Below are 17131 nucleotides of genomic sequence, written 5' to 3'. Positions count from 1 at the left end.
CCGTAACTTCCGTGACAGATCACAGGCCGAACAAGGTCGGCCTGACCGATCCGATACGGGAGGTCCCCCATGTCCGCGATCTACGAACCCCCCATGCTCCAGGAAGTCGGCGACTTCGAGGAGCTCACGAAGTGCCTCGGCGTCGGAAGCTGCAACGACTTCGCCGGCTGCGGCTACGCGATCGTCTGCTTCTGGTGATCACGTCCGGTGCCGGTGCGTTCACACGCACCGGCACCACCCGGGGCAACGAGGAGACGGGGAACGAGGCGACATGGAATTCGTGGTTCTTCCGGACTGCCCGGCGGGTGCCGCGGCGGCCGGCCGGCTGCGGGCGACGCGGCGTATCGACCACGCGTCGGGGCGGCCCTGGATCGTCGGCGACTGGCCCGGAGCCGAGGCCGTCGTCGTCGGGGCGGGCCCACGGCGGATGGTCGTACTGGGCCGCACCCGGCTCGACGAGACCGCCGCTACGGCGGCGCTCGGCCGGCTGCGCTCACTGCACGACGTGGACGCGACCGCGTCCCGACTGCCGGGAAACTTCCACCTGTTGGTTTCACTGGACGGCAGGACCAGGGTGCAGGGTTCGGCCGTCGGCGTACGACAGATCTTCACGGCCGTCGTCGACGGGGTCACCGTCGCCGCGAGCGGGGTGGAGCCCCTGCTGCGGCTGACCGGCGCCGGCCTCGACGAGACCGTGCTCGCCGCCCGCCTGCTGGCCCCGGGCGGACCACCCTGGCCACTCGCCCAACGCCCCGTCCGCCGGGGCGTCGAGGCGCTCGCCACCGGCCACTGGCTGGAACTGGACCCGGGCGGCCGGGCCCGGCAGATCCGCTGGTGGGAACTCCCGGAGCCGTCGCTCACGCTCGCGGAGGGCGCGGCCGCCGTCCGCTCCGCGCTGGACGACGCGATCACCACCCGGGTCGCCGCGGGCGGCACCCTCAGCGCCGACCTGTCCGGCGGCCTGGACTCCACCTCACTGTGCTTCCTCGCCCACGCGGCCGGGGCCGACCTGGTCACGTACCACGTGATGCCGATCGACAGCGCCAACGCGGACACGATGTGGGCCCAGCGGGCCGCGGAGTGCCTGCCGGCGGCCCGGCACCACACGCTGTCCGCCGACCGCGCCGAGAACCTGTTCGACATCGGCTACACCGCCGACCTGGTGGGCGCGGCCCCGGAAGGTCCCTCGACCTGGGCCTCCGGACTGGCCCACATCCAGGACCTGGCCAAGCGGGCCACGGCGGAGGGCGCCACGCTGCACCTGACCGGTTTCGGCGGTGACGAGCTGTTCGGCCGGATGCCCGCCTGCGCCTGGTCCCTGGCCCGGGCCACCCCGGTCGGCGGGCTGCGGCTGGTCAACCGCTACCGGCTGGCCAATCGCTGGCCGTGGCGGGCGACCGTACGCTCGCTGCTGGACCGGTCGACGTTCGCGCGGAACCTCGGCCGGGTCGCCGCCCGCATCGACGCCCCGCCCCCGCCCGTCGACGAACCCGACTTCGGCTGGGTGTTCGCGCCCCGCATGCCGGCCTGGGCGACCCCCGACGCCGTGGCCGCGGTCCGCACCCTGCTCACCGACGCCGCCACCGAGGGACCCGGGCCCCTGGACGCCGACCGGGCCCGGCACCAGGCGCTCGCCTCGCTCGTCTTCGAGGGAACCACCGTCCGCCAGGTCAACACCGCCCTCGGGGACGCCGGCATCACCTGGGACGCGCCGTTCCTCGACGACCGGGTGGTGGAGGCGGCCCTGGCCACCCGGATCGACCAGCGCCTGCTCGGCGGCCGGTTCAAGCCGCTGCTCACCTCGGCCGCACAGGGTCTCGTCCCCGCGGACATCCTGGGCCGCCGCGACAAGGGCGAGTTCAGCGCGGAGGCGTTCCGGGGCCTGGCCCGCAACCGGGCCCGGATCCTGGAACTGTGCGAGGACTCCCAGCTCGCCCGGCTCGGCCTCATCGACCCGGCGGCCTTCCGGTCCGCGGTGCTGAACCCGGGGCCGATGTCCCATCACCTGCAGCCGATCGACACCACCGTGGCCTGCGAGAGCTGGCTGCGGACCCACCCGGAGACACACCCCCTGCCACCCGCCCGGAACACCCCCACGGGAGAACTCCGATGAAGCTGACCCTCGCCCGCGACGTCACCCTCACCGACATCGAGTCCGGGGCCGTACTCCTCGACGGGCGCCACGGCCGCTACTGGCAGTTGAACCACTCCGGCGCGGGCGTCCTGCGCCAACTCCTCGACGGACAGGCGCCCGACACGGCCGCCGCCGGCCTGTGCGCCGCGGCCCCGGTCAGCGACGACCAGGCACGGCAGGACGTCCAGGCACTCATCGACGCGCTCAGCGCGGCCAAGCTCGTGGAGGTGGCCTCGTGACCACCCCCGCCGTGGCGGAACAGGCCCCGCGGCTGCCCTGGTGCCGGCAGTTCGGCCCCCGGTGCGCCGCGGGGGCGGCCCGGCTGCTGGTCCGGTTGCCGCCGGCCCGGCTGCACCGCGTGCTGGGCGTGGTCAGCAAGGGGTCCCGGCCCGCCGGATACGCCGAGGTGGCGTACGCCCGCCGGTCCGTCGTCTCGGTCAGCACCCGCTGCGCGGGCCTCGGCTGCCTGCAGCGCTCCGTGGCCACCGTCCTGCTGTGCCGGGCGCACGGCAGGTGGGCCGACTGGTGCACGGGATTCAGGACCGAACCGTTCGGCGCGCACGCCTGGGTGGAGGCCGGCGGGCGGCCGGTGGACGAGCCGGGCGAACTCAGCGTGTTCCGCACGGTCCTGGCGGTCCGCCGCCCGGACGAACGCCGGAACACCCCTGAAAGGAGTCGCTCATGACTGCGATCCGGGCCGAGGGCCTCTACGCGTACTACGGCACGACGCCGGCCGTGAACGGGCTCGACCTGACCGTGCCCACGGGCAGCGTGTACGGCTTCCTCGGGCCGAACGGCGCGGGCAAGACCACCACCATCAACATGCTGACCACCCTGCTGCGGCCCACCGCGGGCCGCGCCGAGGTGGCCGGCTTCGACGTCGCCGCCCGGCCCGCCGAGGTCCGCCGCCGTATCGGCATCGTGTTCCAGGAGTCGACCCTCGACCTGGATCTCACCGCCGCCGAGAACCTCCGCTTCCAGGCCGACCTGTGCGGTCTTTCCCGGCGCGCGTCCCGCGACGCGATCGCCTCGATGCTCGACCTGATGGACCTCTCCGAGCGCCGCAGGGTGCCGGTACGGCAGTTCTCCACCGGACTGCGCCGCCGTCTGGAGATCGCGCGTGGCCTGCTCGCCGAGCCCAGCGTGCTGTTCCTCGACGAGCCGACGACCGGGCTGGACGCCCAGACCCGCGCCGCCGTCTGGGAGCACCTGGAGCGGCTGCGGCGGGAGCGGGGCATCACGGTCTTCGTCACCACCCATCAACTGGACGAGGCCGAGCACTGCGACCGGATCGCGATCATCGACCGGGGCAAGGTGGTCACGGAGGGCACGCCCGCGGACCTCAAGTCCGTCATCGGAGCCGACCTCGTCGTCCTGCGCACCGACGACGACGAGCGCGCCGCCGAAGTCCTCGGCGACCGGTTCGGTCTCCCGGCGGAGTCCACTCCGGACGGCCTGCTGCTCCGGGTGGAGCGCGCGGCGGCCCTGGTGCCGCGTCTGTGCACCGGACTCGGCGTGACCGTACGCGAGGTCGCCATCGCCCCGCCGACGCTCGACGACGTCTTCCTGCACCACACCGGTCTCGCCATCCGGGAGAGCCCGACCGGTCCACGCACGCTCGGCAACCTCGGGGAAGGACTGCGATGAGCCGGACCGACACCGCACCCGCCGCACTCAGCGACGTCACCGCCGCCGCGCCACCGACCGACCGGTCCCGCAACCCGGCACGCCCCGTCCTGCTGCTCTGGCGGCGGGAGATGACCCGGCTGCGGCACAACCCCGTGCGCCTGGCCATGGGCCTGGTGACACCCCTGCTGTTCCTCGTCGTCCTCGGCACCGGCCTCGACGCGGCGTCGTCCAGCCTCGGCAAGGCCCAGCTGAACGACTACCGGGCCTACTTGTTCCCCGGCACGCTGGTCATGTCGGTGCAGGCACCGGCGATCGCGGTGGGCATCTCGCTGGTGTGGGACCGCAGGCTGGGGGTGCTGCGCCAGATGCTCGTGGCACCGTTCCCGCGCGCGTCCATCGTGTTCGGACTGGCTCTCGGCGGCGCCACCACCGGCGCGGTCTACGGCCTCATGGTGCTGTCCGTCGGCGGGATCGCGAGCATCCGCTACACGCCGATGCTGCTGGTCGTCCTGCTCGAACTCCTGCTGGTCTCCCTCATGTTCACCTCGCTCGGGCTGCTCGCCGCCGTCACCATCCGGCAGGTCGACACCTTCCAGGTCGTGGTGAACCTGAGCCTGATGCCGCTGATGTTCTTCTCCGGCGCGATGTTCCCGCCCAACGGCCTGCCCGGCTGGCTCGACACCGTCGTCAAGCTCAACCCGCTGACGTACGGGGTCGACGCGGTCCGCCGGACCCTGCCGGGACCGAGCGTGCTCACCTCGGAGCAGACCCGGCTGATGCTCGGCGACTGGCACCCGCCCGTGGCCGCCGAACTGGGTGTCCTGGCCGCCCTCACCGCGGTCGCGCTGGGTCTCGCCGGCTACCGGTTCTCCCGTACGTCATGAGCCGGGGAGGACAGAGCACGGTGGACGCGAGCGCGACGGACGCGGGCACGGCGGATGCCACCAGGAGGGCGAACAGCCGTACCACGGCCGGGAATCGGGCGGGCGCGGCACGGCTCGCAGCCCGGCTGCTGCTGGCGGCGGTCCTGGCCTACGCCGGCCTGGTGAAGATCGGGGACCTCACGGAGGCCGGCCGGACGGTCGCGCTCTACCGCATCGTGCCCGACGGCTGGGCCCAACTCGTCGGTGGTGTCCTGCCGTTCGTCGAGGTGGCGCTCGCGCTGCTGCTCGTGGCCGGGCTGGCCACCAGGGCGGCGGCGGCCGGTGCGGCCGTCCTGCTGGTCGCGTACGCGGCGGCCATCGCCTCGGTGTGGGCACGGGGAATGTCCATCGACTGCGGCTGTTTCGGCGGCGGAGGCACGCTCAGCGGTGGCGCCGCACGCGGTTACGCGCTCGACATCGCGCGCGACCTGCTGCTGCTCGGCGCGGCCGCCCTCCTGGTCCGGAATCCCCGCACCCGATACGCGCTGGACAGCTGGGTCCTGGACCCGAAGGAGTGAGGGGCATGACGAGCACACAGACGACGGACGCCACGGTGCGGGAGATGGTGCACCGACGGCACCGGCGACGGCGCACGGTGCTGGTGTCGCTGCTGGCCGCTTTGGTGGTGGTCGGCGCCGCACTGGTCGGCGCGGGCCTGGTCCGGGCGAACAACACGGCCCCCGGCAAGGCACCGAGCCGCGTACCGGCCGGGCTCGCCGCCGACAAGTCGGGCGTGGCCGCCTCCAGCGGCGCCGTACGCGTCGACGTGTATCTCGACTACCTCTGCCCCGAATGCCGTCGTACCGAACGGGCCCTGACCACCGCCCTGGACGGTCTGCGGTCGCACGGCGGGGTGAGCGTCGTCTTCCATCCGGTCGCCTTCCTCGACGGCCGCAGCACACCCTCGGGCTACTCGACACAGGCGGCCTCCGCGGCTGCCTGCGCGGCGGACGCGGGGAGGTTCGAGCAGTACTCCACGGTCCTGTTCTCGAAGCAGCCCGCCGAACAGGGCCCCGGGCTCAGCGAGGCCCAGCTGATCGCGGCGGGCCGGGACGCCGGCATCACCTCGGCGTCCTTCGCCCGCTGCGTCGAGGACGCCCCGTACCTGCCCTGGGTGCGGTACGTCTCCGATCTCGCCGCGTCCCGGAAGGTGGCGCTGACTCCGACCGTGCTGGTGGCGGGCCGACGCGTCGACGTCACCGGCTCCGATCCGGGTGGCGCGCTGACCGGCGCGGTCACGGCGGCCCGGCGGTGACCCGGCTGACCGTGGCCCTGTCCGGCGACTGCATGGCGACACGGGGAGCGCTGATCGGCTCCGACCCGGCCGCCGGACAGCTCCGCGAACTCCTCCACGGCGCCGACTTCGCCGTCACCAACCTGGAGGTGGTGCCCGGCGACGGACGCGGGCATCCGGTGCGCAACGCGGCCGGTGGCGGCTGTCTTATCGCGGACTCCGGTGTCCTGGACGAGATCACGGCGGCCGGGTTCACCGTGCTGGGCTGCGCCAACAACCACGCCATGGACCTGGGCACGGAGGGTGTGCTCGGCACCGTGGACCAACTCCGGTCCAGGCGGATCCCGTTCGCCGGGATCGGCGCCGACCTCACCACGGCACGCCGGCCCGTCTACGTCGACCGGCCGGGCGGCAGCCTGGCGCTGCTCGCCTGCACCGCGACGTTCCTGCCCGGGCAGGAAGCGGCCGATCCGTCGCCGGAGCTGCCCGGACGGCCGGGCCTCAACCCGCTGCGCCACTCCGCGACCCTGCGGGTGACGGCCCCGCAGATGGACGTGCTGCGGGCGATCGACGCCGAGACGGGCCTGCGCGCCCGCCGGGCCGAGGCCCGCTCCCTCCTCGGCGTCGACCCCGCCATCCTCGGATCCGACCGGCTCAGTCTCTTCGGCACCCGCTTCCTGACGGCGGACGAACCGGGCTTCACGACCGAGTGCGATCCGCGCGACCTCGACGAGCTCTCCCGCTGGGTCGGCGAGGCCCGCCTCCGCGCGGACCTCGTCGTGGTGAGCGTGCACTCCCACGAGCCCGGCCCGACGCCCGAGACACCGGGCGAGTTCCTGCGAGCCTTCGCCCACCGCATGATCGACGAGGGCGCGGACGTCGTGGTCGGGCACGGCCCGCATTTCCTCCGCGGCATCGAGCTGTACCGGAACAGACCGATCTTCTACAGCCTCGGCAACATCGTCAGCCAGATCGAACTCACCGACCGCGTCTCCGCCGAGGACTACGCCAAGGTCCCCACCGACCGGCCGCCCACGCCGGGCCGCTACTACGACCGGCTGAGCGGCCACGGCACCCGGTTGTTCGCCCCGCACCGCCGCTACTGGCAGTCGCTCGTGCCGGTCCTCACCTTCGACGAGGGCACCCTGGTGACGGCCCGACTCCATCCCGTCGAGCTCGGCTTCGGCCTGCCGGTGCACCGCAGGGGACGCCCCCGCCTGGCCGGCCGAACCGAGGCCAAGGAGATCCTCACCGAGGTCGCCCGGCTGTCGGAGCCGTACGGTACGACGGTCGGGGCGGAGGCCGACGGAACGGCGGAACTGCTTCCGAACATGGCGTGAAGAGCCTTGCGGGGCGCGCGGGTTGACGGGAGAGCCTGGCTAAAATGCCCGATGTCACCAAGCTCTACGAACGGACGAGGAACCGGGGAACACGCATGGCGGAGGCGGTCCGGGTACTGATCGCGGACGACCAGGCGCTGCTGCGCGGAAGCTTCCGGGTCCTCGTCGACTCCACACCCGGCATGGAGGTCGTCGGCGAGGCGGGCGACGGCGCCACGGCGGTCCGGCTGGCCCGTGAACTCGCCCCGGACGTCGTCCTGATGGACCTCCGGATGCCGGTGCTCGACGGTATCTCGGCCACCCGGGAGATCTGCTCCGACGAGACGCTGGCCGGCGTCCGGGTGCTGGCCCTGACCATGTTCGACATGGACGAGTACGTCTACCCGGCCCTCCAGGCGGGCGCCAGCGGCTTCATGCTGAAGGACGCCTCACCGTCCGACCTGGTCGACGGCATCCGGGTCATCGCCACGGGCGAGGGTGTCCTGGCCCCGACGGTCACCCGACGCCTCATCGCCAACTTCTCCCGGCGCGGCGAGCCGACCCGCCCCGCTCCACGTCTCGTCGGCCTCACCAAACGCGAACACGAGGTCCTCGTCCTGATCGCCAACGGCCTGTCCAACGCGGAGATCTCCGACCGCCTGGTCATCAGCATGCCGACCGTGAAGACCCACATCGGCAGCCTTCTTGCCAAACTGCACGCCCGGGACCGCGCGCAGCTGGTCATCATCGCGTACGAGAGCGGCCTGGCGGAGCGCGGAATGCCGACGTGACCCGGAGCGCGCTCGCGGTCAGGGAACCCTGGCCGCGTCCACGGGCGTCGCTTCCCCCTCCGTCTCCGCAAGCACCCGGTTCCGCCGCACCGACGACCAGAACGACCAGCCGATCAGGAGGACGCCGACGAGGCCGGTGATGACCTCGTTGATCTGGTACTGGATGGTGACCATGAGGATCACGGCGAGGGCGCCGATCGCGTAGTGCGCGCCGTGCTCCAGGTAGACGTAGTCGTCCAACGTGCCCTGGCGGACCAGGTAGACCGTCAGCGAGCGGACGTACATCGCTCCGATGCCGAGACCCAGCGCCATGAGCACGATGTCGTTGGTGATCGCGAAGGCGCCGATCACGCCGTCGAAGGAGAACGACGCGTCCAGGACTTCGAGGTACAGGAACATGAAGAACGCGGCCTGGCCCGCCAGCACCACCGCCGAGCGTTCGCCCTCGCGTTCCCGTTCCTCCTCCGCCTCCAGGCGGCTCTCGAAGAAGCCGGAGAGGCCGCCGACGATCATGTACGTGATCAGGCCCGCGATGCCGGAGACGAGAACCGTCTGTGCCTTGTCCGCGTGGACGCCGCCGTGCTGGTGGGCGTGGGTCGCGAAGGTGAAGGACGTGATCAGCAGGACGATCAGGGCGAGGCAGACCGAGAGCATGTCGACCTTGCCGAGCTTGGCGAGCGGGCGTTCCAGCCAGTCCAGCCACTGGATGTCCCGGTCCTCGAAGATGAAGTCGAGGAAGATCATCAGCAGGAACATGCCGCCGAAGGCCGCGATCGCCGGGTGGGCGTCGGTGACCAGCTGTTCGTAGCGGTCCTTGTCGGTCAGGGCCAGGTTGACCGCGTCGATCGGGTTCTTCTTGGCGGTGACGGCGACGATGACCACCGGGAAGGCCAGCCGCATGCCGAAGACGGCGATGAGGACGCCCACCGTGAGGAAGATCTTCTGCCAGAAGGTGGACATCTTCTTCAGGATCCCGGCGTTGACCACCGCGTTGTCGAAGGACAGCGAGATCTCCAGAACGGCCAGGATCGCGATGACGCCGAACGCCGTCCAGCCGCCGTACCAGACTCCCAGGGCCAGGCCGAGCGCGGTGACCGCGAACGACCAGCGGAAGGTCTTCAGAAGCACGGGTTGCCCCTTCCTGTTGTCGCGCGGTCGCCCGCGGGCCGGGTACCCAACAACTCCGACCTTCATCGGCGTTGTCTACCACGGCCGCCTGTCGTGCGGGTGACGGGGCCGATCAGGAGCACGAAAAAGGGGCCCTCGGCCTTCCCGGCCGAGGGCCCCTTCCGGAGTCGACGTTGCCGCGTCGTCACTTCTTGAGCGCCGGCCGGCCCGACGTGCGCAGCGCGCCCACCGCCTTCAGCAGGCGGTCCGCCGGGTCGCGCAGGGACTGGTGGGCCAGGACCGTGTTGCGCAGGCCGCGGACCGGCCGGCGCCACAGGCGGTGGGCCGTGGCCACCGGGTGGGGGCGGGTGGCGAAACCTTCCCCCACGCGCAGTTCGCGGGTCTTGAGCCAGTCCTTCCACTCCTTGTCGCCGCGCCCCAGGTCCATGAGGCGGACGCCGTGCCGGCCCGCCTCCTCGGCCATCCTGAGGTGCATGATCAACCCGGGTGAGTAGTAACGGAGTTCGGGGTCGTACGCCGTGAACCAGGCCGCGAACAGCGTGCGGGACGTCGGTCCGAAGTGGGCGGCGACCGGGCGGTCCCCCGCGTAGAGGACCGACAGGACGCCGGTGAAGTGTTCCTCGCGGACCCGGAAGAAATGGTCCACCAGATCCACGATCCAGGGGCGGGCGAAGCGGTCCATGCGGCCGGTCCTGCGGTACTGGGCGGACTTCCACCGCATCAGCGTGTGCAGCACCTCGGGGTTCCGGTCGTCGTAGACGAAACGCATCTCTCCGAGGTCGCGGCCCAGCCGCCGTTCCTTCTTCAGCGTCGTCTTGGCGATGCCGGGGTACGCGCCGCGCAGCCACTCCGCGTAGGGGACCTCGCCGTCGCCGTCCTTGAGATCGATCACCGGGGAGGCGAAGGTGCCCGTGACATGGCGGCCGAACGGCTGCTGTTCCTCCACCAGATGGTCGAACTCGAAGACCGACAGGCCGCAGGCGCGCAGGAGTTGCTGAACGTCCCAGGTGACACCGGGCCGGTGCACCAGGGCCTGGCAGTCGGAGAGACCGAGGCCGATGGCCCGGCCGACGCCGAAGGGGTTGCGTTCGTACGGGAAGAAGCCGACCGGCTCCCCGCCCTCGTGCAGCACCGCCACCTGCGCGCCACCGCGGTGGCGGCCCACGCCGTCCGCGAACTCCGGTGCCAGGAAAGGGTTCGCGTAGTCCGGCGACTCGTCCATCGCCTTGTGCCAGGCCTGGCGGAGCGAGGTGCTCAACTCCTCCGGTCTGTGGATCGTGATGTCCGCCTTGCCATTGGATCGCATGGATCGCATGAGCGACCGTCCCCCCACATTTCCCCCACGACGCGTCGTCCGCGCCCTTGCCTACTCGTTCCACGGTACGACGAGACACGAACAGTTCGGCAGGTCTCAAACGTCGCGAAACAGTACGGACGCTGTCAAGGATGCCTGTGGTCACGGAAAAGCACGGATCGCCCGACCGGGAACGATCAGGACACTCCGGCGGAGACAGTCACCGGCCGGTCCTGTCGGGCGCATGCCGCCAACACCCCTGTCACGGCTGCCGATCCGGCCGCCATGAAGGTCATCGCCGTTCCGGGGGAGGACAGTTGGGCCACCGTGCCCGCGAGGGCCGCGCCGACGCCCTGCATGGCGAGCAGGCCCGCGGAACGCAACCCGAGGGCGTGGCCCGCGAGTTCGTCGGGGGTGAGTTCCATCAGGCGTTCCTGGAGGACGAGGCTCGCGCCGTAGCCGACGGAGGCGACGCACACGGCGATCGCCGCCCACGGCATGCCCGGCCGCAGCGCGAAGAACAGGTACGGCGCGGCCAGCAGCAGGCGCAGCGGGATGTCGAGGCGGGTGCGCAGGGCGGCCGGCACGAAGCGGCCGAGGGTCAGGTCGCCGACGAACATGCCCAGCGCCGCGCTCGCGAACAGCGTGCCCGCGGCCCCGGAGTCGTAGGGGACGTAGAGGGATTCGCAGCCGACCACCAGGCCGTTGGGGACCCACAGGCCCAGGTAGGTGAGGCGGCGGGGCCGGGAGGACCACAGGAGGGCGTTCGTGCGCCAGGTCGCCGAGACCGAGGGGCGGCCGGTGGAGCGGGGCGGGCGGGCGGTCAGGCCGAGGCGGACGACGAGGCTCGTGGTGGCGTAGAGGGCCGCGGCGAGGAGCAGACACAGGCGCGGGGAGAGGAGGGCCAGCAGGGCGCCGCCCGTCGCGAAGCCGGTGACCTGCATCAGGCCGGTGGCCATGTTGAAGACCGAACGCCCCAGCAGGAAGCCGTTCTTGGGCAGGATCTCGTTCAGCAGGCCCCCGCTCACTCCCCCGGCCAGCGAGGCGATCAGGCCCTCCGCGAACACGACGCCGAAGGCCGCCCCGATCGGCAGGCCGGGCAGTGCCAGCAGTGCCGTACAGACCGCGAAGGCGGAGTTGACGCCGGCCAGGGTGGCGCGCGGGGGCAGCCGGTCGGAGCCGGAGAGGAAGAGGGTCGCGCCGAGCAGTTGGGCCAGTTGCGGTCCGAACATGCTCACCGCCGACAGCAGCGGCGAGTTCGTCGCCCGGTAGACCAGTGTGGCGAGCGCCAGCCCGCTGATCGTCTGGGCCGCGTTCTGGACGGCGTAGGAGAGGAAGAACGGCGTGTACTCGGGGGTGCGGAAGAGCTCGCGGTAGCTGCGCATGGGCGGAGTCTGCGGCGGTGCGCGCGGGGGTCGTACTCTTTCGCGCGGATGCGAAACAACCGGGGGTGCGGATGGGTTGGTGGCAGATCAACGCCGACACCCTCGCCCGGAGCCGGTTCGTGCTGTCGTCGTTCACCGAGACCTTCGCCGCGCTGAGACTGCTGCACACAGGGATGGCCGCGCACCGCGGCGAGCAGTTGTGGCTGCGGGACCATCTGCCGGGCTACCGGCGGCTGTTGGCGGCCGATCCGGTCACCGGACTGCTGGTGCGGGCGGGCCTCGGACGGGACTGGACCGCCGACTTCCTCTCCCCCACGCCCAGGGACCGGGAGCCGTTCGAGGCGGCCGTCGCACGGGTGCGGGCGGTACCTCCCGCCACCGCGCGGGCCGACCTCAGGGTCTCCCTCGCCGGACCGCTCCCCGCCGCCCTGGAACGCGACGACCTGCCCGAGCGGGCGGCTCGGCTCCTGGAGTACGTGTGGGAGGAGACCGTACGGCCGTCCTGGGAGCGGCGTCGGCGCGTCCTGGAGGCCGATGTGGTCGCGCGCACCGCACAGGTGAGCCGGGGCGGCTGGGCGGCCGTGCTGGACGCGCTGCGGCCCGGGCGGACGCGGTGGCTCGGGGAGAACCGGCTCCAGGTGAATCTGCACGAGTATCCGCCGCGCGAGATCTCCGGCGCGGAACTGGTCTTCGTGCCGGTGACGTCGAACGAGTCGAACGGCGGGTGGGTGTCGTGGGAGGAGCCCGACCGGTACGCCATCGTCTACCCGTGCGCGGGGGCGCTCGCCGACCGGGACGGGCGGCCGGCGCCCGCGGCCCTCGGCGCGCTGCTGGGGACGGCCAGGGCCGGGGTGCTGGTGCTGCTCTCCGCGCCGATGAGCACCAGCCAGCTGACCGCCGTGACCGGTCAGGGGCTCGGCTCGGTGGGCCGGCATCTGAGGGTGCTGCTGGACGCGGGGCTCGTGGAGCGGCGGCGGGCGGGGCGCTCGGTGCTGTATTCGCGGACGGCGGCCGGGGAGGTCGTGGTGAAAGCCGCCGGTGTGTAGGTCCGAAGGCGCGGGGCCCCCGGCGAGAACGACATTTACCGGAGTTAGCATCCGGTTATGACGACTACAGAGAACACGGGTCCCCTCGCCGTCGAGATCGGGTCGCTCAAGGGCGGCTCCGCGGACCTCTCGCAGTACGCGGGCAAGGCCGTCCTCGTGGTGAACGTGGCCTCCAAGTGCGGGCTGACCCCCCAGTACACGGGCCTCGAACGACTCCAGGAGCGGTACGCGGCACAGGGCTTCACCGTGCTGGGCGTGCCCTGCAACCAGTTCCTCGGGCAGGAGCCCGGCAGCGCCGAGGAAATCGCCGAGTTCTGCTCGGCGACCTACGGCGTGACCTTCCCGCTGACCGAGAAGGTCGAGGTCAACGGCGACGGCCGGCACGAGCTGTACGACCGGCTCGTCGGCTTCGCGGACGCGGAGGGCCACACCGGCGACATCCGCTGGAACTTCGAGAAGTTCCTCATCGGCCGCGACGGCGCGGTCGTCGCCCGCTTCTCCCCGCAGACCGAGCCGGAGTCGGCGGAGGTCGTGGCGGCGGTGGAGGGTTCCCTCGCCTGAGAGGGTGTTGACCTTGCCCCTGGGGCAGGGCTGAGCGTCCTTGTCGCCGGGCGGAAAGGAACCGCCCGGTGACGGAGGATGCAGGCGTGGACGACGAACTGCTGACCATCGGCGCGTTCGCGGCCCGGGCACGGCTTTCGGCCAAAGCGCTGCGGCTGTACGACCGCCTCGGGCTGCTGACCCCGGACCGGGTCGACGCGGCCAGCGGCTACCGCTACTACCGCGCCGGCCAGGTCGAGCGGGCCCGACTCGTGGCGCTGCTACGGCAGTTGGACATGCCGCTGGCCCGGATCGCCGAGCTGGTCGAGGCGGACGGGACGGACGCGGCCGAACTCCTCGCCGCGTACTGGACGGACGTCGAGACCCGGATCGCCGGGCAGCGCACGCTCGCCGAGTACCTCCGTGCACGCCTTTCGGGGAGGAGCTCCGAGATGTACGGAAAATTCGTGGTCGAGACGGTCGAGGTACCCGAGCAGGTGCTGATCACCGAGACCCGGCACACCCTCGCGGACGAGTTGCCGGCCTGGATCGGGGCCTCGCTCGGGCGTCTGGAGGCGGCGGCCGAGGAGTGCGGGGGCACGAGCGGTTCGCCGTTCGTCGTCTATCACTCCGAGGTGTCGACGGAGAGCGACGGGCCGGCCGAGTCCTGTGTACCGGTCGCGGACGAGGCGGCGGCGCGGGCGTGGGCCGCGCGGCAGGGCCGGACCCGGCAGACGACGGTGCGGGTGGAGCCGGCCCGGCGGCTGGCGTATACCCGCATCACCAAGGCGCAGGTGGCGCATCCGCAGATCATGGCCGCGTTCGAGGCGGTGGAGCAGTGGGTCGCCGCGAAGGGCCTGCGGTACGCCGGTCCGTGCCGCGAGGTGTACTTCGCGGACTGGACGGCCGCTGGGCCCGGGGACGCGGTGTGCGACGTGGCGTTCCCAGTGGAAGGCGATCCGTCCCAGTAGCCGTGGCACGGGCCAGTCGGTCGCTTGGGTGGTCATGGCCGAGCCCCCTCGGCCGGGACGGCGGACCAGTCGAGAGGGCTCTTTCGGTGTACTTATGAAATTGGAGTGGTCATCCGTCACGCGAGGCCGACAGCCCCCCTGCCGACCTCGGCCACGAAGGCGTTCCACGCGTCGACGGGAAACGCCAGCGTGGGGCCGTCGAGGGTCTTGGAGTCCCGTACGGCCAACGCCGCGAGAGCTGGGGACGTGACCTCGACACACGCACCGTTTCCGGCCGAGTACGAGGACTTGATCCAGTTGTCGTTGGCGCCTTGCTGAATTGCCATTTTTGCTCCGGTTACGCCAGTTGATGAGTCGCTGTCCCCGCGCGTCCCGTCCGGCCACGAACACTCCGGACGTACAACACGGTTTGCGCCAAAGCCTGTTGCTCGATGGCGCGATCGACGCTACTCGCCAACATCGGTAGGCGAAGCGGCCATTCACTCGACCGGGTGGCATATTCCCCTGGTGCTTCCATCCTGGCTGGTGGAAGGTGTAAGGTGCGGCACCTTCCACCGGACGGGCCTCTCAGCGGGCGTACTCCTTCGCGATGTCCGCGATGAACTGATGCGACTGGTCCACGTTCAGGGCCTGGGCGCGCAGATGCTCGTACATGACGCTGTACTTCTGCACGTCGGCCGCCTTCTCCAGGTACAGGTCGCTGGTGACACCCTCGATGTACACGACGCTGGAGTCCGCCGCGTCGGGGAACTCCAGGATGGCGTACTGACCGTTGAGACCGGGGTGTGCGCCCACCTCGTACGGCAGCACCTGCACGGTGACGTGCGGCAGTTGGGACATCTCGGCGAGATTCTCCAGCTGCTCGCGCATCACCTGGCGGCCCCCGACGACCCGGCGCAGGGCCGCCTCGTCCAGCACCGTCCACAGACGCAGCGGGGATTCCGCGGCGGAGACACGTTCCTGCCGGCGCAGCCGCACCTCGACACGCTTCTGGATGTCGCTCGGCGAGGTCTCGGGCAGCGCTCCCCGGATGAGCGCCTCGGCGTAGGGCCGGGTCTGCAACAGGCCCGGGATGATCTGGGGTTCGTAGGCCCGCAGTGACGCCGCGTCCGTCTCCAGGCCGATGTAGACGCTGTACGGGATGTCGCCGAAGGAGTGCCACCAGCCCTGCTGGCGCGAGTCCTTGGCCATCTGCATCAGCGAGTCGACGATCCGGACGTCCTCGACCTCGTAGACCCCGCACAGATCGCGGACGTCACGCTGGCTGATGCTGCGCCGGCCGTTCTCCAGCCGGCTGATCTTCGACTGCGACACCAGCAGCCGCTCGGCGACCTCTTCGGCCGTCATGCCCTTGAGCTCTCGGAGCCGACGCAACTCCTGGCCCAACCGGCGTCGCCTGACGGTGGGATTGACACTTGACGCCACGGGAACGTGCACCTCCGGCTGCATGCCTCTGCTTGCCACTGCTTGCTGCTACTTGCTGCTCACTGCTTGCCACTTTGCGTATCTGCTGTTGAGCAGACTGCCACCAAGGTGGTTTCTACCGCTGGGAAACGGTGGATATGCGGCAGGTACTGGCCAGGTTCCGGTTTCCCCCGGTGTCCGTAGATGCGGCCGAGCGGGGTGGAGTGACGTTACGTCTACTCCACCCCGCTCGGACCAGCGGCTCCCGAACCGGGTCTTGGGGACTGGCGGTGCGGCGGTACTGCGTGTGGTGCGGTCGTGCGGTGGTACCGGTCGTGCGTTGCTCTGCGGTGCCGGCGTGCGCCGTGGAACTGCGGCTCAGTGAGCCACGGCGCGCGCCATGGTGCCGCGGTGCGGCTGCATCGGAACACCACGAGCCGGTTCCGGTGGCCTTGATCCGGGCGCGGCCTGACGGCCGGCCGGGGCCGGGCTGCGGCGTGGCTGTGCCGCCACACCGTTCTGGACGTCCATCACGGCGTGCGCCACGAGTCCGCCCATGGGGTCGTGCCTGATCAGGTCCCGCAGCCGGGAGCGGGACGAACGTCCCTCGTTACCCGGATACAGGTGCTTGCCCAGACCCACCGCGTGCGCCAGTGCGGCGAGCGCGGCCGTCCGCGGGTCCGGCGGTACGCCGGTGCGGATCGCGGAATCGAGTCGCGCCCTGATCTCACGGCTGATCTCGTTGTCCGTCGCCTGATAGCGAGTCGTGGGCAACACCCCGCACATTTGTCCCGCCACGGCATGCACCATGCCGCACCGCTCCAGATGCGAGAGGTAGGTCTGGCGAAGTCCCAGTCGGGGTCCGCCAATCCAGTTCACTGCACGCACGGGAGCGCCACGCCTTCGCAGCAACTCCAACGCGCAGTCCAAAGTTGGATCTCCAGTCGGCCGTGGGACTACCACGGCGATACGATCCCCGTCTGGGGCTATCCGTCCGGCCAGCGCCAGCTCCACTAGCTGTGCTCCGGCCAGACCGAGGTCGAGCGACTGCGGCTGCGCAGTGGTACCCGTGGCCGGGTCCAATGCCAGCAGCAGAAGCTCCTCCGGAAGTGTTCTGCGGCTCCTGCCCATCCATGCCTCCCCGCGTGGATGAATGACAGGGTGACCCCTCTCACATTGGTCTGTCGAGAGCGCGTGACCGCTTCGTAGTGGAACCGGTAGGTATGTCGTTCTCGTCTACCGCAGGGGTCAAGCCCGCACACAGGACACTGGTACATCGTTCGGACAACGGTGTTTGATGCGTTGTCCGGGCCGCGGGTAGGAGATTTACCGG

Annotated in this window: 19 protein-coding genes; 13 read left to right on the top strand and 6 right to left on the bottom strand. The window is 71.2% G+C overall.

The annotated features are described in order from the left end of the window. Positions 1 to 69 precede the first annotated feature (69 nt). The 10 genes from AB0I51_RS05305 (at position 70) to AB0I51_RS05260 (ending at position 8030) form a co-directional block, all read left to right on the top strand. On the top strand, positions 70 to 198 hold the full coding sequence (locus tag AB0I51_RS05305; protein WP_103079660.1) for an aborycin family tricyclic lasso peptide: 129 nt from the start codon (positions 70 to 72) through the stop codon (positions 196 to 198). 73 nt (positions 199 to 271) lie between these two features. Then, positions 272 to 2113, top strand: a complete 1842-nt coding sequence (locus AB0I51_RS05300; protein WP_362971609.1) for a lasso peptide isopeptide bond-forming cyclase — start codon at positions 272 to 274, stop codon at positions 2111 to 2113. Further along, positions 2110 to 2373, top strand: a complete 264-nt coding sequence (locus tag AB0I51_RS05295) for a lasso peptide biosynthesis PqqD family chaperone (RefSeq protein ID WP_362971607.1) — start codon at positions 2110 to 2112, stop codon at positions 2371 to 2373. Before AB0I51_RS05300 ends, AB0I51_RS05295 begins: the two co-directional genes overlap by 4 nt. Next, positions 2370 to 2819 carry a lasso peptide biosynthesis B2 protein gene (locus AB0I51_RS05290; protein ID WP_362971605.1) on the top strand — a complete coding sequence of 150 codons (450 nt, stop codon included), beginning with the start codon at positions 2370 to 2372 and terminating at the stop codon, positions 2817 to 2819. The genes AB0I51_RS05295 and AB0I51_RS05290 overlap by 4 nt, the downstream gene beginning before the upstream one ends. Continuing rightward, positions 2816 to 3781 carry an ATP-binding cassette domain-containing protein gene (locus AB0I51_RS05285; RefSeq protein WP_362971603.1) on the top strand — a complete coding sequence of 322 codons (966 nt, stop codon included), beginning with the start codon at positions 2816 to 2818 and terminating at the stop codon, positions 3779 to 3781. Before AB0I51_RS05290 ends, AB0I51_RS05285 begins: the two co-directional genes overlap by 4 nt. Continuing rightward, on the top strand, positions 3778 to 4647 hold the full coding sequence (locus AB0I51_RS05280) for an ABC transporter permease (protein WP_362971601.1): 870 nt from the start codon (positions 3778 to 3780) through the stop codon (positions 4645 to 4647). Before AB0I51_RS05285 ends, AB0I51_RS05280 begins: the two co-directional genes overlap by 4 nt. Positions 4648 to 4667: 20 nt before the next feature. Beyond that, on the top strand, positions 4668 to 5204 hold the full coding sequence (locus AB0I51_RS05275; protein ID WP_362971600.1) for a MauE/DoxX family redox-associated membrane protein: 537 nt from the start codon (positions 4668 to 4670) through the stop codon (positions 5202 to 5204). A gap of 5 nt (positions 5205 to 5209) precedes the next feature. Beyond that, positions 5210 to 5941: a thioredoxin domain-containing protein gene (locus tag AB0I51_RS05270; RefSeq protein ID WP_362971599.1), complete on the top strand. Its 732-nt coding sequence runs from the start codon at positions 5210 to 5212 to the stop codon at positions 5939 to 5941. Then, positions 5938 to 7260: a lasso peptide C-terminal Trp epimerase gene (gene mslH, locus AB0I51_RS05265; RefSeq protein WP_362971597.1), complete on the top strand. Its 1323-nt coding sequence runs from the start codon at positions 5938 to 5940 to the stop codon at positions 7258 to 7260. Before AB0I51_RS05270 ends, mslH begins: the two co-directional genes overlap by 4 nt. Positions 7261 to 7355: 95 nt before the next feature. Next, on the top strand, positions 7356 to 8030 hold the full coding sequence (locus tag AB0I51_RS05260; RefSeq protein WP_362971900.1) for a response regulator transcription factor: 675 nt from the start codon (positions 7356 to 7358) through the stop codon (positions 8028 to 8030). Between the two features lie 18 nt (positions 8031 to 8048). On the opposite strand, the gene AB0I51_RS05255 is transcribed toward AB0I51_RS05260, so the two are convergent. The 3 genes from AB0I51_RS05255 to AB0I51_RS05245 form a co-directional block, all read right to left on the bottom strand. Then, a complete protein-coding gene (locus AB0I51_RS05255) occupies positions 8049 to 9158 on the bottom strand; it encodes a DUF475 domain-containing protein (protein ID WP_362971595.1) in 1110 nt (369 codons plus the stop codon). A 184-nt stretch (positions 9159 to 9342) separates the two neighbouring features. Continuing rightward, entirely contained in the window at positions 9343 to 10473 is a 1131-nt protein-coding gene (locus AB0I51_RS05250) for a GNAT family N-acetyltransferase (RefSeq protein WP_362971593.1), read from the bottom strand. A 176-nt stretch (positions 10474 to 10649) separates the two neighbouring features. Further along, positions 10650 to 11837 (bottom strand): MFS transporter, encoded by a 1188-nt coding sequence (locus tag AB0I51_RS05245; protein WP_362971591.1) that lies wholly within the window; start codon positions 11835 to 11837, stop codon positions 10650 to 10652. Between the two features lie 71 nt (positions 11838 to 11908). On the opposite strand from AB0I51_RS05245, the gene AB0I51_RS05240 reads away from it, so the two are divergent. The 3 genes from AB0I51_RS05240 (at position 11909) to AB0I51_RS05230 (ending at position 14394) form a co-directional block, all read left to right on the top strand. After that, positions 11909 to 12883 carry a helix-turn-helix domain-containing protein gene (locus AB0I51_RS05240; RefSeq protein ID WP_362971589.1) on the top strand — a complete coding sequence of 325 codons (975 nt, stop codon included), beginning with the start codon at positions 11909 to 11911 and terminating at the stop codon, positions 12881 to 12883. Between the two features lie 57 nt (positions 12884 to 12940). After that, entirely contained in the window at positions 12941 to 13444 is a 504-nt protein-coding gene (locus AB0I51_RS05235) for a glutathione peroxidase (protein WP_362971587.1), read from the top strand. Between the two features lie 68 nt (positions 13445 to 13512). Continuing rightward, positions 13513 to 14394, top strand: a complete 882-nt coding sequence (locus AB0I51_RS05230) for a MerR family transcriptional regulator (protein ID WP_362971585.1) — start codon at positions 13513 to 13515, stop codon at positions 14392 to 14394. A 116-nt stretch (positions 14395 to 14510) separates the two neighbouring features. On the opposite strand, the gene AB0I51_RS05225 is transcribed toward AB0I51_RS05230, so the two are convergent. The 3 genes from AB0I51_RS05225 to AB0I51_RS05215 all read right to left on the bottom strand — a co-directional run bounded on the left by AB0I51_RS05225 (position 14511) and on the right by AB0I51_RS05215 (position 16929). Continuing rightward, positions 14511 to 14720: a DUF397 domain-containing protein gene (locus AB0I51_RS05225; protein ID WP_362971583.1), complete on the bottom strand. Its 210-nt coding sequence runs from the start codon at positions 14718 to 14720 to the stop codon at positions 14511 to 14513. Between the two features lie 241 nt (positions 14721 to 14961). Next, positions 14962 to 15819 (bottom strand): helix-turn-helix transcriptional regulator, encoded by an 858-nt coding sequence (locus AB0I51_RS05220; RefSeq protein ID WP_262062656.1) that lies wholly within the window; start codon positions 15817 to 15819, stop codon positions 14962 to 14964. Positions 15820 to 16176: 357 nt separating this feature from the next. After that, complete coding sequence (locus AB0I51_RS05215) at positions 16177 to 16929, bottom strand: GPP34 family phosphoprotein (protein ID WP_026179532.1); 753 nt, start codon at positions 16927 to 16929, stop codon at positions 16177 to 16179. Between the last annotated feature and the right edge of the window lie 202 nt (positions 16930 to 17131).

Origin of the sequence: Streptomyces sp. NPDC050549 (genome assembly GCF_040655035.1) — a bacterium.
In the GTDB taxonomy this organism is placed as follows: domain Bacteria; phylum Actinomycetota; class Actinomycetes; order Streptomycetales; family Streptomycetaceae; genus Streptomyces.
The sequence above is the reverse complement of the archived record's forward strand: the minus strand, read 5'-3'. Positions and strand labels throughout refer to the sequence as shown.

What these genes read in the sequence shown, in the direction of transcription:
- AB0I51_RS05295 (WP_362971607.1), top strand. Translation starts at nt 2,110, where the DNA reads ATGAAGCTGACCCTCGCCCGCGACGTCACCCTCACCGACATCGAGTCC.
- AB0I51_RS05280 (WP_362971601.1), top strand. Translation starts at nt 3,778, where the DNA reads ATGAGCCGGACCGACACCGCACCCGCCGCACTCAGCGACGTCACCGCC.
- AB0I51_RS05245 (WP_362971591.1), bottom strand. Translation starts at nt 11,837, where the DNA reads ATGCGCAGCTACCGCGAGCTCTTCCGCACCCCCGAGTACACGCCGTTC.
- AB0I51_RS05215 (WP_026179532.1), bottom strand. Translation starts at nt 16,929, where the DNA reads ATGGGCAGGAGCCGCAGAACACTTCCGGAGGAGCTTCTGCTGCTGGCA.
- AB0I51_RS05305 (WP_103079660.1), top strand. Translation starts at nt 70, where the DNA reads ATGTCCGCGATCTACGAACCCCCCATGCTCCAGGAAGTCGGCGACTTC.
- AB0I51_RS05250 (WP_362971593.1), bottom strand. Translation starts at nt 10,473, where the DNA reads ATGCGATCCATGCGATCCAATGGCAAGGCGGACATCACGATCCACAGA.
- AB0I51_RS05225 (WP_362971583.1), bottom strand. Translation starts at nt 14,720, where the DNA reads ATGGCAATTCAGCAAGGCGCCAACGACAACTGGATCAAGTCCTCGTAC.
- AB0I51_RS05235 (WP_362971587.1), top strand. Translation starts at nt 12,941, where the DNA reads ATGACGACTACAGAGAACACGGGTCCCCTCGCCGTCGAGATCGGGTCG.
- AB0I51_RS05300 (WP_362971609.1), top strand. Translation starts at nt 272, where the DNA reads ATGGAATTCGTGGTTCTTCCGGACTGCCCGGCGGGTGCCGCGGCGGCC.
- AB0I51_RS05260 (WP_362971900.1), top strand. Translation starts at nt 7,356, where the DNA reads ATGGCGGAGGCGGTCCGGGTACTGATCGCGGACGACCAGGCGCTGCTG.
- AB0I51_RS05285 (WP_362971603.1), top strand. Translation starts at nt 2,816, where the DNA reads ATGACTGCGATCCGGGCCGAGGGCCTCTACGCGTACTACGGCACGACG.
- AB0I51_RS05270 (WP_362971599.1), top strand. Translation starts at nt 5,210, where the DNA reads ATGACGAGCACACAGACGACGGACGCCACGGTGCGGGAGATGGTGCAC.
- AB0I51_RS05240 (WP_362971589.1), top strand. Translation starts at nt 11,909, where the DNA reads ATGGGTTGGTGGCAGATCAACGCCGACACCCTCGCCCGGAGCCGGTTC.